General features: G+C 71.4%; 11 protein-coding genes. 6 read left to right on the top strand and 5 right to left on the bottom strand.

What is annotated here, in order from left to right; translation table 11 throughout:
* Positions 1–186: 186 nt before the first annotated feature.
* Positions 187–3351: a discoidin domain-containing protein gene (locus ACZ63I_RS06520; RefSeq protein WP_469335981.1), complete on the bottom strand. Its 3165-nt coding sequence runs from the start codon at positions 3349–3351 to the stop codon at positions 187–189.
* A gap of 201 nt (positions 3352–3552) precedes the next feature.
* On the opposite strand from ACZ63I_RS06520, the gene ACZ63I_RS06515 reads away from it, so the two are divergent.
* The 4 genes from ACZ63I_RS06515 (at position 3553) to ACZ63I_RS06500 (ending at position 6220) form a co-directional block, all read left to right on the top strand.
* Positions 3553–3891 carry a YciI family protein gene (locus tag ACZ63I_RS06515; RefSeq protein ID WP_469335979.1) on the top strand — a complete coding sequence of 113 codons (339 nt, stop codon included), beginning with the start codon at positions 3553–3555 and terminating at the stop codon, positions 3889–3891.
* 2 nt (positions 3892–3893) lie between these two features.
* On the top strand, positions 3894–5069 hold the full coding sequence (locus ACZ63I_RS06510; protein ID WP_469335977.1) for an RNA polymerase sigma factor: 1176 nt from the start codon (positions 3894–3896) through the stop codon (positions 5067–5069).
* 120 nt (positions 5070–5189) lie between these two features.
* Entirely contained in the window at positions 5190–5753 is a 564-nt protein-coding gene (locus tag ACZ63I_RS06505) for a YceI family protein (RefSeq protein WP_469335976.1), read from the top strand.
* An 8-nt stretch (positions 5754–5761) separates the two neighbouring features.
* Entirely contained in the window at positions 5762–6220 is a 459-nt protein-coding gene (locus ACZ63I_RS06500; RefSeq protein ID WP_469335974.1) for an ester cyclase, read from the top strand.
* 1 nt (position 6221) lies between these two features.
* Here the strand turns inward: ACZ63I_RS06500 and ACZ63I_RS06495 are convergent, their stop codons facing one another.
* Positions 6222–6860, bottom strand: a complete 639-nt coding sequence (locus ACZ63I_RS06495; RefSeq protein ID WP_469335973.1) for a LysE family translocator — start codon at positions 6858–6860, stop codon at positions 6222–6224.
* Positions 6861–7014: 154 nt separating this feature from the next.
* On the opposite strand from ACZ63I_RS06495, the gene ACZ63I_RS06490 reads away from it, so the two are divergent.
* Complete coding sequence (locus ACZ63I_RS06490) at positions 7015–8097, top strand: aldo/keto reductase (RefSeq protein WP_469335972.1); 1083 nt, start codon at positions 7015–7017, stop codon at positions 8095–8097.
* A 65-nt stretch (positions 8098–8162) separates the two neighbouring features.
* Here the strand turns inward: ACZ63I_RS06490 and ACZ63I_RS06485 are convergent, their stop codons facing one another.
* Complete coding sequence (locus tag ACZ63I_RS06485; RefSeq protein ID WP_469335970.1) at positions 8163–8600, bottom strand: hypothetical protein; 438 nt, start codon at positions 8598–8600, stop codon at positions 8163–8165.
* Between the two features lie 69 nt (positions 8601–8669).
* Positions 8670–9845, bottom strand: coding sequence for a M20/M25/M40 family metallo-hydrolase (locus tag ACZ63I_RS06480; RefSeq protein WP_469335968.1), 1176 nt, complete (start codon positions 9843–9845; stop codon positions 8670–8672).
* 217 nt (positions 9846–10062) lie between these two features.
* Between ACZ63I_RS06480 and ACZ63I_RS06475 the strand changes: the two genes are divergently transcribed.
* On the top strand, positions 10063–11016 hold the full coding sequence (locus ACZ63I_RS06475) for a LysR family transcriptional regulator (protein WP_469335966.1): 954 nt from the start codon (positions 10063–10065) through the stop codon (positions 11014–11016).
* On the opposite strand, the gene ACZ63I_RS06470 is transcribed toward ACZ63I_RS06475, so the two are convergent.
* On the bottom strand, positions 11013–14999 hold the full coding sequence (locus tag ACZ63I_RS06470) for a family 78 glycoside hydrolase catalytic domain (RefSeq protein ID WP_469335964.1): 3987 nt from the start codon (positions 14997–14999) through the stop codon (positions 11013–11015). The two genes, ACZ63I_RS06475 and ACZ63I_RS06470, sit on opposite strands and share 4 nt — an antisense overlap.
* Positions 15000–15120 lie beyond the last annotated feature (121 nt).

The raw sequence follows: 15120 nt of genomic DNA, 5'->3' as shown, positions 1-15120 counted from the left end.
GGCGGTGTGCCGAGTTGTAAAGAGACGGCAAAGCCGTCGGAGGCCGCCGCCCCGGGACGCCGATGCGCGGCGGATCGGCGTCCCGGTACGGCGATGCGGTGCGGGCCCGCACCTGTCTGCGGGCCCGCACCGCCTTTCCCGGCCTGAGCGCCCTGACGCTGCCCAGGCCGGAAGTTCAGCCGCCGCTCAGGCCGGAAGCACGGACAGCGACACGACACGGGCGTCGTGCGCGCCCCTGCCCCGCACCTTCAGCGCCACGTAGCGGGCGGTGCCCTTCGCGGCGAGAGTCGCGCTCTGCCCCTTCGTCCGCAGGGTGCCGGCGGCCTGGTACGACAGCCCGTCGGCGCTGAACTCGGCCTGCGCCGTGGGCGCGTGGCCACTCGTCCAGCCGACCCGGATCTCCTTGATCGCCGTCGGCGCCCCGAGGTCGACCACCATGCGGCCTTCGGCCCCCGGCGTCCACGAGGTGTGCGGGTCGCCGTCGACCGCCGCCGCCGGGTCGGACATGCCGTCCGGGAGCGGCGCCGTCGGGAAGGTGATGCGCCCGAGCGCCGCGTCGGCGAGCGGGTAGGCGGTCCCGGACACGGACACCCGCTCGGTGCGTCCGCGACGCACACTGGCGAGCGTGGTGCGGCCGCCCGGCGTGGTGACCACGAGCAGGCAGGACGGACCCGTCAGCTTGAGCGTGGCCGCGTCCACGACCTCGGCGCGCAGCCCGGTCGGCACCCGCCCGAGTCCGGCCGCGCGCAGGACGAAGCGGGCGGGAGCGACCGCGGCCCCCGCCGCGGGCAGTACGGCGCTGTAGTCGGTGCCGGCGGCCGTCACCGTCTGGGTTCCCGCGTAGAGCTGCACCGAACGGGTGTCCTGCGGCACGGAGACCGTGGTGGTCACGGCGGCGGCCGACAGGTTGAAGAGGCTGAGATGACCACCCGCGGTGCTCGCCCGCACATCGGCGTGCGCGGACGTCGGCGCCTTGCGGGCCTCGGCCGCCTTCACCTTCGCCGGGTCGCCGTCCGGGTACCCCTCGACGACCACGGACTCGGCCGGGCCGTCGGAGAGGACGAGCGTGTCGCCGTACACGGCGATGGGGTTCTTCGCCCCGCGCACGACAAGACCCGCCCTGCCGTCGACCGAGACCCAGCGTCCGGTGCTGGTGAGATCGGCGTTCGGGTAGCGCGTCAGGTCCGTCCAGGTCTTGCCGTCGGCCGAGCCCTGGACGATGTACGCGCGGCCCGCGGCCGACTCCCAGCGCAGGGTGACATGGTCGAACTCCCGCTCCTGCCCCAGGTCGACACTGAGCCAACTGTCCGTCTTGGGCCGGTCGGCCATGGAGACGGCCCAGCGCGTGGCGAGATCGCCGTCGACGGCGAGCGGCGCGCCCTTGCCCGTGTCGGCGGACGACGCGGTCGCTGTACCGCCCCGGGCGAGATCGGTGCCGTCGGCGCCGTCGCGCACCTCGATCGCGTACAGCGAGTAGCCGTACTTGGGATCGGGCGAGACCCCGAGCATCCGCACGTGCCGGAAGGACGCCTTGGTGAAGGTCGCCTCGTCCGTGCGCCCGGTGGCGGGCGGCGGCGTGGTGGAGCCGCCGTCCTTGGCCGCGACGGTCTTCTTGCCCTCCGCCGTGGTGTACGTACGGCCGCCGTCGAGCCCCGCGATGCCGGGCATGGTGTAGTTGTGCACTTCGAGGTGGCCCTCGCCCGAGCCCGTACCGCTCGTCGCGTAGACGACGGCGCCCGACGGGAGCGTGGTGAATCCCGCGAAGCCGGTGGGCAGGGTGAGCAGCGTGGCGCTGGCGTCGAGACCGTCGCGCAGTTCGCTGTACGTGACGGCGGACCGGGCCTTCGGCGTGCCGGTGACCACCGGCAGGAACATCGGCGTGGCGCCGCCGAGGGCGAACAGCCAGTCGTCGTGGGCGGGCTGCCAGGCGAACTTGACGAAGCCCGCCTTGCTGACGGCTGCGGCCCAGGCCGCGGGAGTCTGGTGCGCGACGAGACCGGGCGCGGTGCCGAAGTCCCGCACACCGCTGGCCTGCGCGAACAACTCCTTCTCGGTGAGCGGGCGTACGGCCTTGCCCTGCTTGGCCCGCCACTCGTGCAGCAGATAGCTGATGGCGACCTCGGCGCGGGCCTCCGGCTCGTACTTCGGCTCGCCGGAGAACTTGGTCAGCCGGTTGACCGGCGGGTACGCCTGGTACGCGGCGAGCCGCTCGGCCAGCGCCTCCTCGGCGCGGGCGGCGGCCCGGTCCCCGAGCACCTGCGCGAGGAAGGCGACGGGGATGACGTCGCGGCCGTACAGGTGCTCGCGGTCGTTGACCATCGGCATCAGCGGCTCACCGGAGTCGCTCATCACGGTGAGCAGCGTGTCCCAGAGCAGTCCGGCGTTCGGCTGGGCGGTCAGGACCTCGGGCAGCGGGCGGCCGGCGGTGATGAAGTGCGCCGCGTTGCGTCCGGACGTACGCCACAACTCGGACTGGTAGTGCGGCCCGAAGGAGCCGTGGTTCTCGACGATGAACGTGTCGTAGAGGTTCTGCGCGGTGTTGTCGCTGATCGGGACGCCGTCGACCGTGGCGGGATTGGCCCGGTCGGCGGCGGGCAGCCCCGTCTCGTTGCGGCTCCAGCGGCCGAAGGCGTCCTTCCACTGCGGGTACTTCGCGTTGCTGGAGGCCCAGGCGAGACCGGGCGCCAGCGACTGGGCGTAGACGCCCATCTCCTCCAGCTTCGTGTCCCCCACGAAACCGCCGGTCAGGCCGTTCGGCGTCCAGGTCCCCGAAGCGGGGTCGTTGCCCGTGCCGAGACCCGTGGTGAACTCGGCCTGCGCCTGCACGATCGTGTCCACGTTGGCGCGGGTCGCGTCGTCGAGCTGGTCCCAGAGCAGCCGCGCGGCGAGGACGAAGTAGAGCTGGAACGTGGTGTCGAAGAAGAGCGTGCGGCCCCATTCCGTACCGCCGGTGAGGCGGTTGGACGCGGCGAAGTGCTTGATGGTGTCCAGGGTGTGGGACAGCAGCGTCTTCTCGTCGACACCCGCGCTCTTGGCGTCGTAGGTACCGCGGGTGAGCAGCAGGGCGTTGCCGAGGACGACGGCGAAGCCGAAGTCCTTCGCCGTGTAGTAGCCCTTGGCGGCGTCCCACTGGGTCTCGGACCACTGGGTGTGGGTCAGCAGCGCCTGGTAGTAGGCGCCGGCGACATCGTCGGGAGCGGACGGCCCGCTACCGCCCGGCCGGTGGTCGCCCGACCGGTCGGCTGCGACGGCCGACGAGGAGCCGAGCGACGACGCTGCTCCCAAGGCCACGGTAAGGGCGCCCAGTTGGGCGAATCGGCGTCTGCTCAGCTCGGCCGGGTGGTGGTTCACGCGGATGCGCCTCCTGGGATCGAACTCAAGACAACGTTGTCAAGGTGGGCTCATTCTTCGTATACGGAAGCGAAATCGTCAAGAGTCGGGAGAGCGGAACTCGCGCGGCGGCGCCGAAGAAGTTCTCGGCGGGGGGTGTCCCTTACGCCGCTGCCCGTTCGTCGTCAAGATGAGAGATCACCGACTCCGGAGGAACCCCAGATGCGGTACGCCCTGATGATCCATGCCGAGCCCGGCCGCGGCGAGACGCTGTCGGACGCGGAACGCGAAGCCGCGTACGCCGACTTCCTGACCCTGGCCGACGACCCGAGGTGCGTCGGGTTCGCCCAGCTCGGACCGGCCGCGACGGCGACCGGGGTACGCGTGTCCGGCGGCCGGACGCTGCTGACCGACGGGCCGTTCGCCGACACCAAGGAAGTGCTCGGCGGGATCTGCCTGGTCGAGGCCGCCGATCTGGACGAGGCGATCGAGTTCGCCGCGCGCATCCCGACCGTCCGGCTCGGCGGCGGTGTCGAGATCAGGCCCGTGGAGCGGTACTGACAGTGCTGGCGGAGGTCTTCAGGGACGAGTGGGGCCGGGTGCTGGCCTCGCTGGTCGGGTATCTCGGCGACTTCGACAGCGCCGAGGACGCGGCGCAGGAGGCGTTCGCCGCCGCCGTGCGGAGCTGGCCCGAGACCGGTGTGCCGGCCAACCCCGGTGCGTGGCTGGTGACGGCGGCCCGCAACAAGGCGATCGACCGGATCCGCCGGGAGCGCACCCTGGCCGAGAAGATCCGGCTGCTACCGGTACCCGGGGCCGCCGTGGACGAGGCCGCGGCGATCGACGAGGCGGCGCTCACCGTGATCAAGGACGAGCGGCTGGAGCTGATCTTCACCTGCTGCCATCCCGCGCTGCCGCTGGACGGGCAGGTGGCCCTCACCCTGCGCGCCCTCGGCGGGTTGGCGACCGCCGAGATCGCCCAGGCCTTCCTGGTCCCGGAGGAGACCATGAAGCGGCGGCTGTCGCGGGCGAAGGCCAAGATCAAGGCGACCGGGATCCCGTTCGCCGTGCCCGGCGCGCATCTGCTGCCGGAGCGCCTCGACGCGGTGCTCGCCGTGCTCTACCTGATCTACAACGAGGGGTACCGGGGCCGGGTCGACCTCGGCGCCGAAGCCATCAGGCTGGGGCGCGTGCTCGCCGCGCTCATGCCGGACATGGCAGAGACGCACGGCCTGTTGGCGCTGATGATGATTCACCACGCCCGGCGGGCGGCCAGGTTCGCCGGTGACGACCTGGTGCTGCTGGACGACCAGGACCGGTCGCTCTGGGACATGCGGCAGCTCGCGGAGGGGCGGCAAGTGCTCGACCGGGCCGTCGCGTTGGGCGGGCGCGGTGCCTATGTCGTACAGGCGGTGATCGCCTCGATGCAGGCGCGGGAGCCGGTCGACTGGCCGCGCGTCGCCGCGCTGTACGGGCGGCTGGCCGCACTCACCGGATCGCCGGTGGTCGAGCTGAACCGCGCGGCGGCTGTCGCCCAAGCCGGCGACCCGGCGGGGGCGTTGCGTGCCGTCGACCGCCTCGGCCTGGACGGCTACCTCTACTTCCACTCCACGCGCGGCGAGTTGCTGCGGCGGCTGGGCCGCGGCGCCGAGGCCGGGGCGGCGTACCGCAGGGCTCTCGAACTGGCCACCTCGACCCCGGAGCTGCGGTTCCTGACCCGGCGGCTCGAAGAGCTGTGACCGGACCTGTCCCCCGGGCGGGTGCTCGTTCGTCGCCTTGGTGCGGGCGAACGTGCCTTCCGCACGTCGTCGCCCCGGCCGTGCCACCCGGGCGCGGCAGCACACCGACGGAGGAAGACCATGAGCAGCAACCCGGCGACCGCGGTGATCCCGGACTACCGGACCGGGGTCTGGAAGGGCGACCCGGTGCGTTCCGATGTCGCGTTCTCCCTGCGGTCCTTCATGATCGGCAAGGCCCGTGGCCGGTTCGCGGGACACGACGTCACGATCGTCACCGGCGACGACCCGCTGGACTCGTCCGTCACGGCGACCGTCGACGTCGCGTCGCTCGACACCGGAAACGCGGCGCGCGACAAGCACCTGCGCTCCGCCTCGTACTTCGACGCCGAGCGGTATCCGACGATGTCGTACCGGTCCAGCGGTGTGCGCAGGAGCGGGGAAGGCTGGCTCGTCGAGGGGGAGTTGGCGCTGCACGGCGTCACCCGGCAGGTGCCGCTGACCCTGGAGGTGCACGGGTTCGGCGCTGACCCGTCCGGCGGGCTGCGGGCCGGCTTCTCCGCGACCGCGCAGCTCAGCCGGCGCGCGTTCGGTATCGGCGACAGCGTCGCGCTGGACGGCGGGGGCGTCGTGATGGGCGACAAGGTGTCGATCAGCCTGGAAATCCAGGCCGTCCTCCAGAAGTGAGAAGCCGGATGCCAGAGACTCGTCCGAACGACGACAAAGCGGCCGACCACCGAGCGGTGCTGCGCCACTTGCACGCGGCCGTCAACAGCGGGGAGGCGGAGCTGATCCGGCAGGCCGTCGACGAGGTCTTCGCGCCGGACGTGGTGATCCGTACGCCGCTGCCGGTCCGGGCGGCCGGGGCGCAGGCGCTGAAGGAGGTCTTCACCACGCTGCTCGCGGCCTTCCCCGACCTTCATGTCGCGGTGGAGGACGTGATTGCCGAGGGCGACAAGGCCGTGTGCCGCAATACGGTCACCGGCACCCATCGAGGCACGTACCTGAATCTCGCGCCGACCGGAAAAGCCGTTGCGTACAACGAGATGTTCGTATTCCGTTTCGTCGGCGACCGCATTGTGGAAACGTGGGGAGTTGTCGACGTTCTCTCGCAACTGAGGCAACTCGGCGCGATTCCCGGGCCGTTTGCCTGAGTCAGTCCTTGCGGCCCGTCGCCGCCACGGTGACGCCCAGCCCGATCATCGTGAGGCCGCCCAGGCCGCCCACCGCGCGGAGCCGCTTCGGCGAGCGTGCGAACCAGCCCCGCGCGGTGGCGGCGGCCAGCCCCCAGACGGTGTCGGACGCCACGGCGATCAGGTTGAAGACCAGGCCGAGCACCAGCATCTGAACCGCGACATGCCCCTGCTCGCGGTCGACGAACTGGGGGAGTACGGCGGCGAAGAACACTATGGTCTTGGGGTTGGCCACGCCGACGGCGAACCCTTCCCCCAGCGTGCGCAGTCCGCTCCGCTCGGTCTTCTCGGCGTTGAACACGGCCTGCAGCGAACCGCGTTGGCGTACCGCCTTGACCCCGAGATACACCAGATACGCGGCGCCCACGAGCTTCAGCGTGGTGAAGACGAGGACGGACCGCTCGACCACGGCCCCGACCCCGAGGGCCACGGCCACCACGAGTACGTACGCCCCGAGGGTGTTTCCCACGACCGTGGTCAGCGCGGCGCGGCGCCCCTGGGCCAGGGCCCGCCCGATCACGAACAGCACGCTGGGGCCGGGAATGACGATCAGCAGGAATGACAGGGCGGCGAATGCGAGAAGCCGGTCGGTGGACACCATGAATCTATATAAGCATATGAACGGTGCGTGAATGGCCGTGAGTTCGCTTTACGTGGAGGATTGTGCACGACACAGCGCGGATTGATCTACCGGCCGGCGGGTGTTCCGCGTTTCGATGGAGGTATTCATTCCACCACGCCCCAGGAGCACTGCCATGGCACTCGACCACTACGTCACCCTGGGCCGCTCGGGACTGCGCGTCAGTCCTTTCGCGCTCGGCGCGATGACCTTCGGGGCGGACCCGGGCGGCGCCGGCTGCGACGTCGCGGAGTCGGAGAAGATCCTGGAGACCTACCTCGACCGGGGCGGGAACTTCATCGACACCGCCAACTTCTACACCAACACGCACTCCGAGCGGATCCTCGGCGACTGGTTCGCCGCCCGGCCCGGCCGGCGCGACCGCGTCGTCCTGGCGTCCAAGTTCTTCGCCAACCTCTTCCCCGGCGACCCGAACGGCGGCGGCGCCGGCCGCTCCTCGATCATCGCCCAGCTCGACGAGAGCCTGCGCCGGATGCGCACCGACCACCTCGACGTGTACTGGCTGCACAACTGGGACCGCAACACCCCGATCGAGGAGACGCTGCGCACGCTGGACGACCTGGTGCGGGCCGGGAAGATCCGCTACATCGGATTCTCCAACACCCCCGCCTGGGTCACCGCGCAGGCCCAGACGACCGCGCTGCTGAAGGGCTGGACCCCGCTGGTCGCGCTCCAGGTCGAGTACTCGCTGCTCGCCCGCACCGTGGAGGGCGAACTGGCCCCGCTCGCCCGTGACCAGGGCATGGCGCTCGTACCGTGGAGCCCGCTGAAGAACGGCTTCCTGTCCGGCAAGTACCGGCGGGGCGGCGAGGTCACCGACTCGGCCCGTACCGCCTTCGTCGGCGGCCCAGGCGAGGACGAGTTTACGGTCATCGACGCGGTCGCCGCCGTCGCCGACCAGCTCGGTACGACATCGGCCGCGGTGTCGCTGGCATGGCTGCGCGCCCGCGAGGGCACCGTGGTGCCGATCGTCGGCGCCAGGAAGGTGGCGCACCTGGAGTCCAACCTCGCCGCCCTGGAGGTGGTCCTGAGCCCCGAACACCTGCGGACGCTGGACGAGGTCTCGGCCCCCGCCCTGAACTACCCGGCGCCGATGCACGGGGCGCCGCGGGCGATGCTGCAGTTCGCCGGCGCGACGGTGGACGGGGAGCCGTCCACCGTCTACCCGCCGCTGCTGGAGAGCGACGTCCGCTACTGACCGCCCGGCGGTCGGTACCGGCACCGGGCAGCACGGTCCCGCCGCGCCGCCCGCGCCGGCCCGGCTCACTTCTCGGCCAGTCCCGCCCTGATCAGGGCGGGGACCTCGGCCAGCGAGCCGAGGCCGTCGAGCTGTATGGCCCGGACCCCACGGAACGCGCGCGATTCGTCCTCCGCCGCCGCACCGGCCACGCAGTCGGCCGCGCCCTTGCCCAGCGCGCCGAGCGCCGCCGACCAGGACCGCTGGGCGCTCTTGTCGGGTATCGGGTCCAGGGCCTGGGCCGCGGGCAGATCCTTCGCGAGTTCCTGGCAGGCGGGCCCCAGCACACCGAGGGTGGTCATGCTGAGCTTGTTGACCCTTCCCGCGTCGTCCGCCATCCGTCGGATCTGCTTCTCACCGCCCGACGCGTACCAGTCCTGAAGGTCGTCGGCGGGCGACGAGCCGCACCCGGAGGTCAGCAGGGCGGTGGCGGCGAAGGTGAGGGCGAGTGTGCGGGCGCGCATGGGCGTCTCCTGGGTCGGTGTGTCGGTGTGTCGGTGTGTCGGTGGGGCCGGTGTGCCGGTGGCGAGCGGTCACGCGGGGGTACGCCGGCCGGGCTCGGGCCTTCGCGATGTCCTGGACCGTGCGACGAGTTGGGCGAGCAGTCGCGCCCGGGGAACGAGGTACGAGACGTCCACGTACTCGGTGTCCGTGTGCGGGCCCGCGCCCACGCCGCCGAGACCGTCCAGCGTCGGACAGCCGGAAGCGGCGGTGTGGTTGCCGTCCGAAGCGCCGCCGACGGCGACACCGCGCAGCAACTCCTGGCCCAGCTCCGCCGCGATGCGGGCGGCGAGCGAGAACAGCCCGGCGGACGACTCCGGTTCCAGGGGCGGCCGTTGACCGCCGCCCCGTACCTCCAGCCGGGCCCCCGGCGTACGGGCGGTGAGTCCCCGGAAGAGCGCGTCGACCCGGCGCTGCGCCGCCGAGGTCGGTACGCGTACGTCCACCGACACCCGCGCCAGCGCCGGCACCGTGTTGCGCGAGCTGCCGGACGACAGCAGGGTGGGGGTGACGGTCGCCGCACCCAGCGCGGTGGGGGCGCCACCGGCGGCGGCCAGCACGGCCCCGAAACCGTCGATGGCCAGCACCTGGTGCGCGGCCTCGACCGAGGCGTTGACGCCCTTGTGCGGTTCCTGACCCGCGTGCGCCGCCCTGCCGTGCACCAGGACCTCGTACCGCGACGTGCCCTTGCGGGCCGTCTTCAGCGCGCCCCGCGCGTCCGCCGACGCCTCCAGTACGAAAGCGGCCACGCAGCCTTGCGCCGACTCCTCGATCAGCCGCCGGGACGTCACGGAGCCGACCTCCTCGTCCCCGTTCACCACCACGCACACCCCGTCCGGCGAGGGCAGTGAGGCCAGGGCGTGGAACATCTGCACCAGGCCCGCCTTCATGTCCAGCACGCCGGGGCCCCGGGCGATCCCGTCGGCCAGCGACCAGGGGCAGGACCCGAGCGAGCCCATCGGCCACACCGTGTCGTGGTGTCCCACCAGCAGGACCCGCGGTGTGCCGAAGGTCCACCGCAGATGGGTCACCCCGTCGACCACGATCGTCTCCGGATCGGCTCCCAGCAGCCGCGCGCCGAGGGCGCCGACCGTCCGCGCGCTGCGCGCCACCGCCGCGTGGTCGGCGGAGAAGGACTCGCAGAGCACGAGGTCGCGCAGATCGGCCAGCATCGCCGCCAAAGCCAGGGACTGCGGTCGTAAGGACATACTTCTCCCCTTGATCTCATGGGCCGTGGATGCGGCGGGCGCCTTCCGCCTCCGGTGCGCCGCCGTGTGTACGACGCTAGGGCGGGCCGAGGCATTCCACCAGCGACGGGATCGCATGGGATCTATGCGCTACGGGAATGTGTCGTGGCAGGATGGCGAAGGCCCGAAGGGGAGCCCTGAACGAGGGCTGAAGGGGAGCCCTGAAGGAGGGAGGACCGTGTTCGAGACCGACACACTGCGGCTGCTCGTCGCGGTGGCCGAGAGCGGATCGTTCACGAAAGCCGCCGAACGGCTCAACTACACGCAGTCCGCTGTCTCCCGGCGGATCGCCGCACTGGAACAGCAGTCAGGCGGACCGCTGTTCCAGCGGCTGCCCCGGGGCGTACGGCTCAACCCGGCGGGGCGAGCGCTGCACCGGCACGCCGTGGAGGTGCTTGACCGACTCGCGCGCGCCGAAGGGGAGTTGGCCGTGCTGCACGCGGGGCACGGCGGCCTGCTGCACATGGGCGCCTTCGCCACCGCCCACATCACACTGGTACCGACCGCCCTGCGGGCGCTCCAGCACGCCAGGCCCGATGTCGAGGTCGTCGCGGCCGAGGGCGGGACGGACGGGCTGATGCGGCGGCTCGCCGACGGCGCCCTCGATCTCGCCGTCGTCAGCGACTACCCGTCAGGACTGCCGACGGCCGACGGTGTCACGACGAGCATGCTGTGCGAGGACGAACTGCTCGTGGCCCTGCCGCGCACGCACCGGCTCGCCGGAGCGGGCCCGGTCGTCGACCTGCGTGAACTCCGCAACGAGGCATGGCTGCACAGCGCGTACGGCGACCGCCCGACGATGCTCGCCGACGCCTGCGCACGGGCGGGCTTCACGCCCAGGAAGATCATCCGGATCGCGGAATGGACCGCGAAGTTCGGCTACGCGGCGGCCGGACTCGGGGTGGCGCTGGTGCCGTCGCTGGCCGCCTTCGCCGTCCCCGACGACGTGGTCCTGCGCCGCCTCACCGACCCGGCCCTGCTGCGGACGGTCCATGTGGCCCTGCCCGCCGTCCCGTTGCCGGCGGCGCTGACGCTGCGGGACCTGCTGCGCGCCGCCGCCGACGACCGCGGGGAGCCGCCCGGTCGTACGGACGGCTCCCCTGGTCGTACGGACGATTCCTCCGCCTGCTAGGGCGCGAGTTCCGCTATGCGGCTCCAGCCGTCCTGCGTTCCGGTGATCACCACCCGTACCTGTGTCGTGGTCACCGGAGCTGCGAACGGGATCCGCAGGTCGAGCGCGGAGTTGCCCTTGACGGTCGCCTCCGTCGTCCACCGCGTCCCGTCCCACGCCTCGACGGTGAAGTCCGTGAGGACACCGTCCGGGTGCGAGACGAGGGCCACGCTGTCGAGCGTCACCGCTGTCGGTGAGGTGACGTTGAGACTGTCGGGGAAGGCGTTCTGGTTGTCGTCGTTCCAGAACGTGGCGGTGTTCCCGTCGGTGGCGTTCGCCGGATCGTACGTACGGGTCGCGCCGCCCACGACGTTGGGGGCGTGGAAGGTGGACGCCGTCGCCGCTGTGCCGGCCGGCCAGCTCCCGAACACCGAGATCCGCACCTCGCTCGTGGCGACCGTGCCGTCCGGGGCCGTTACGGTCACCGGCACGGCGTAGTCGCCGCTCCTGGCGTCGGCCGGTACGCCGATGTGCACGGTGCCGAGTGTCTCGGTCGGTGCCGGGGTCAGCGGGATGCTCGCCGGGGTCGCCGAAACGGTCCACCCGGCGGGTACGCGGGCACCGAGTCGGGCGGTGCCGGACGCGGTGGACGCGCCCTCGATCACCACGTTGACGTCACCGGACGTGCCCGCCTTGACCGGCGTCGAGTTGCCCGCCGTCACGGTGAGGTGGCTGACCGGCGTCCGGGGGGCGGTGACGGTGAAAGTGTAATCACCCGAGCCCGCCGTCAGGTTGAGCGTCCGGTCGGTGGCCTTGCCGACGGTCAGCCCGGGGTCGGACTGCGGGTGGCGGCCGGCGTCGTAGATCGTACGGCCGCTCTCGCGGACGGTGGATCCCGCGCCGCCCAGCAGCGGCAGCTCCACGGTGGCGGTCGCGCCGACCGGCACCACGGCGTGGTACGTCAGTGTGCTGCCGTCGCGCTTCCAGGAGCTTTCGACCTTGCCTCGTACGGTCTGCTGCGAGGCCGTGACCTGGGTCAGATCGCCGACCACGCCGGGCGCCAGCGTGAGCGTGCTGAAGCCGGATCCGGTCTCACCGGCCTGGATCCCGGCGAGCTGCTGGTAGTACCACTGGCCGATCGAACCGGCGAGACCGATGTGGTCCTTGGACGAAGTGCCGTCGGGGGCTGAGGAGTTGTTCCACTTCTCCCAGATGGTGCCGGGGCCCTGGGTGACCATGTAGCCGAAGCTCGGCTCGTCCTTGCGCTGCGCGAGGGCCAGGGCGACATCGTTGCGGCCGTACTTGCCGAGCGCCTGGAACACGTAACTGGTGCCGACGAAGCCGGTGGTGACGTGATTGTTGTGCGCGCCGATGTCCTGGACCAGCCGGTTCAGCGCGGTCTGCTCGTGTCCCGCGGGGACCAGGCCGACCACCAGCGGCATCGCGTACGAGAGCTGCGAGCCGTTGCCGAAGACATCGGTCGACGCGTTGAAGTACCGCTTGAGGAAACCGGCCTTCACCTGGGCGGCGACGTCGGTGTAGTGCGTGGCGTCGGCCTTGTTGCCCGTCACCGCGGCCATCTTCGCGAGCAGCGTCGCGTCGAGGTAGGAGAAGATGGTCTGGAAGTAGCTGTGCGGTGTGCTGACGGTCGACAGCCAGTCGTCGCCCCAGGTGGTCGGCGAGTGGACCACGACACGGTCGCTGTCGCTGATGGTCGCCAGGTAGTCGACCCAGGCTTTGACCTGCTGGTAGTTGTCGGTGATCGGCTTGGTCGACCCGTACTGCACGTAGGAGTCCCAGATGATCTGCGGGTACGCGTTGCCCCACGCCGGGTCGGTGGCCCAGGAGTTCTGGCCGCCGTTGGCGGGGGCGACGGACGGCAGGCTGCCGTCGGCGTTGGCACTGGTGCGGATGTCGCCGAACCACTTGTCGTAGAACGACTGCATGTCGAAGTTGCTTATCGCCTCCTGGTCGGTGTCGCCCGCGTCACCCAGCCAGCCGTGCCGCTCGCGCGTCGGGCAGTCCACCGGGATGGACTGCAGCCCGTTGAGCTGGGTCTGGGTGACCGCGCCCTGGATCTGGTTGAGCAGCGGGTCGGAGGTGCTGAACGAACCCGCTGCCGGTACGTCGGTGTGCGCCTCCTGCATCGCCACCGTGACCTTCGCGTCGGCGGGCAGCCCGGTGATCTCGGCGTAGCGGAACCCCGCGTAGTTGAAGTGCGGGGCGTACGACTCCTGTCCGGCGCCGCTGAAGACGTAGTGGTTGGTCTGCCGGGGCGGATCGGACGCGCTGAAGCTGATGTTGGCCGTCGACACCTCGCCGTTCGCGTCGAGGATCTCGCCCTGCTTGATGTCGACGGTGGTGCCGGCCGGCGCGGCGGCCTGGAGAGTGGTCCAGCCGGTGCGGTTCTGGCCGAAGTCGTAGACGCGCCGGCCGTTCGCCAGGGTGGTCTCCTTGACCGGCTTGTGCGTCTGGACGACCCGCGTCGGCGGTGTCACATCGGCCTGGAGAGAGGTCATCGCGTCGAGGGCCGTCGCGGGGTGCTCGCCGTACGCGCCGAGTTCGGCGAGCCGGAAGGTGCAACTGGTCCCGATGCAGGGCAGCTTGGTGGCGGTCACCCGGAGGTAGCGTCCTGTGGTGTCGGCCGGGATCAGCACCGGTGCGGTGCCGGGGTTCGGCTGGTCGGCCCCGGTGCGGTCGACGACGGTGGTCGACGAGCCGAACGCCGGGTCGTCACTGACCTGGACCTTGTAGCGGACCGGGAATCCCGCGCCGGGGAAGTCACCGCCCGTGTCGTTGGTGGGCCGCGCGGGGAAGAGCGTGACCTTGCGCAGCCTCTGGGCGGAACCGAGGTCCGTCTGGACCCACTTGGTGACGTCCGGCGCCGACTCGATCGCGGAGTGGTAGCCCTCCGAGTTGTCCGTCGACGCGTCGACACCGTCGGTGAGCGCGCCGGGCGACCAGCCGGCCGTGGTCGTGGTGTCCAGCGAGGTCACCGGCTTGCCCTGGGCCAGGCTCTTGTCGTGGGCGACCGGGAAGAGCGCGTGCGCCGCCGGCCAGGACGCGTCGTCGAACCCTGCGGTGTCCCAGCCGGCCGGGAGCTTGCGCGCGTCGTACGTCTCGCCGTTCCAGAAGTCGTCGGCCGTGACCGGGCCCGCCGTGGTCTTGGTGTCCGGTCCTGTGCCGAAGGCCGCCGTGGTGCCGTCGGTGTACGTGACGTCGAGCTGCGCCACGATCACGGGTGAACCGCTGTACTGGCCCTTGCCCGCCATCAGCGCGAGCGTGTTGTGACCCGTGCGGAGCTGCCCGGTGACGTCCAACGAGCGGTAGAGCACCCGGGAGTTGTAGTCGGTGACCGAGGAGTCCAGCACCTCGGTCGGATGCACCCGGGCGCCGTTGACGTGCGGTTCCACGATGCCCTGCGCGCCGAGGTGGAGCCGGGCGCGGGCCACCGGCTTCGCCAGGTCGAAGTCGCTGCGGGTGAGCGCGCCGTCGTCGGCGCGCAGCCACCAGGCCGACCAGTCCGCGGCGTTGAGCAGTCCGGTGTCGAAGGAGGAGGCGGCGGACCAGGGGGAGACCTTGCCTTCCTTGTTCCAGGTCCTGACCGACCAGGTGTAGGTGTGGTCACTGACCAGCGCGGGCCCGGCGTAGCGCACATCGGTGGAGTCGGCCGAGCGGACCCGGCCGGAGTCCCAGCCTGCGGGCACCTGGTCGGCCTTGCCCGACGAACGGGGCTCGACGCGGATCTCGTACGCGCTCTGCGCCTCTGCGCGGCCCGAGTCGCGGACCGTCCAGGCGAAGGCCGGCCGCGCGACGTCGAGCAGGGCGCCGGAGGCCCGGCCGTCCGCGCGCAGGTCGGCGGGGGCGAGCGCCGTTCCTTCGGCACGGTGCCGGGACGGTGGCTGGGCCGAGGCGACGGTGGGGACGGCCAGGGCTGTCGCGGCGAACGCGGAGAGCAGCGCAAGACGTCTGCGGCGCCCTCTCCGAGGTCCGACTGCGGTCATGGTGACGCCTCCTCAGGAGAAAAACGTTTCATTCCCGGGAATGTCTTACCGTTCGAACCGGGTCGCAGCAATAGTCACGACGAATAAATCCGAACGCGTTCATGTCAACTGGCGCTGCTAT

Source organism: Streptomyces sp. NPDC087906 (assembly GCF_055584925.1).
Note: the sequence above shows the minus strand (reverse complement) of the source record. Positions and strands in the feature narration are given on the sequence as shown.

Excerpts from the sequence above, each read along its gene's own strand:
- ACZ63I_RS06485 (WP_469335970.1), bottom strand. The coding sequence starts at position 8,600 with ATGCGCGCCCGCACACTCGCCCTCACCTTCGCCGCCACCGCCCTGCTG.
- ACZ63I_RS06470 (WP_469335964.1), bottom strand. The coding sequence starts at position 14,999 with ATGACCGCAGTCGGACCTCGGAGAGGGCGCCGCAGACGTCTTGCGCTG.
- ACZ63I_RS06480 (WP_469335968.1), bottom strand. The coding sequence starts at position 9,845 with ATGTCCTTACGACCGCAGTCCCTGGCTTTGGCGGCGATGCTGGCCGAT.
- ACZ63I_RS06500 (WP_469335974.1), top strand. The coding sequence starts at position 5,762 with ATGCCAGAGACTCGTCCGAACGACGACAAAGCGGCCGACCACCGAGCG.
- ACZ63I_RS06505 (WP_469335976.1), top strand. The coding sequence starts at position 5,190 with ATGAGCAGCAACCCGGCGACCGCGGTGATCCCGGACTACCGGACCGGG.
- ACZ63I_RS06515 (WP_469335979.1), top strand. The coding sequence starts at position 3,553 with ATGCGGTACGCCCTGATGATCCATGCCGAGCCCGGCCGCGGCGAGACG.
- ACZ63I_RS06490 (WP_469335972.1), top strand. The coding sequence starts at position 7,015 with ATGGCACTCGACCACTACGTCACCCTGGGCCGCTCGGGACTGCGCGTC.
- ACZ63I_RS06495 (WP_469335973.1), bottom strand. The coding sequence starts at position 6,860 with ATGGTGTCCACCGACCGGCTTCTCGCATTCGCCGCCCTGTCATTCCTG.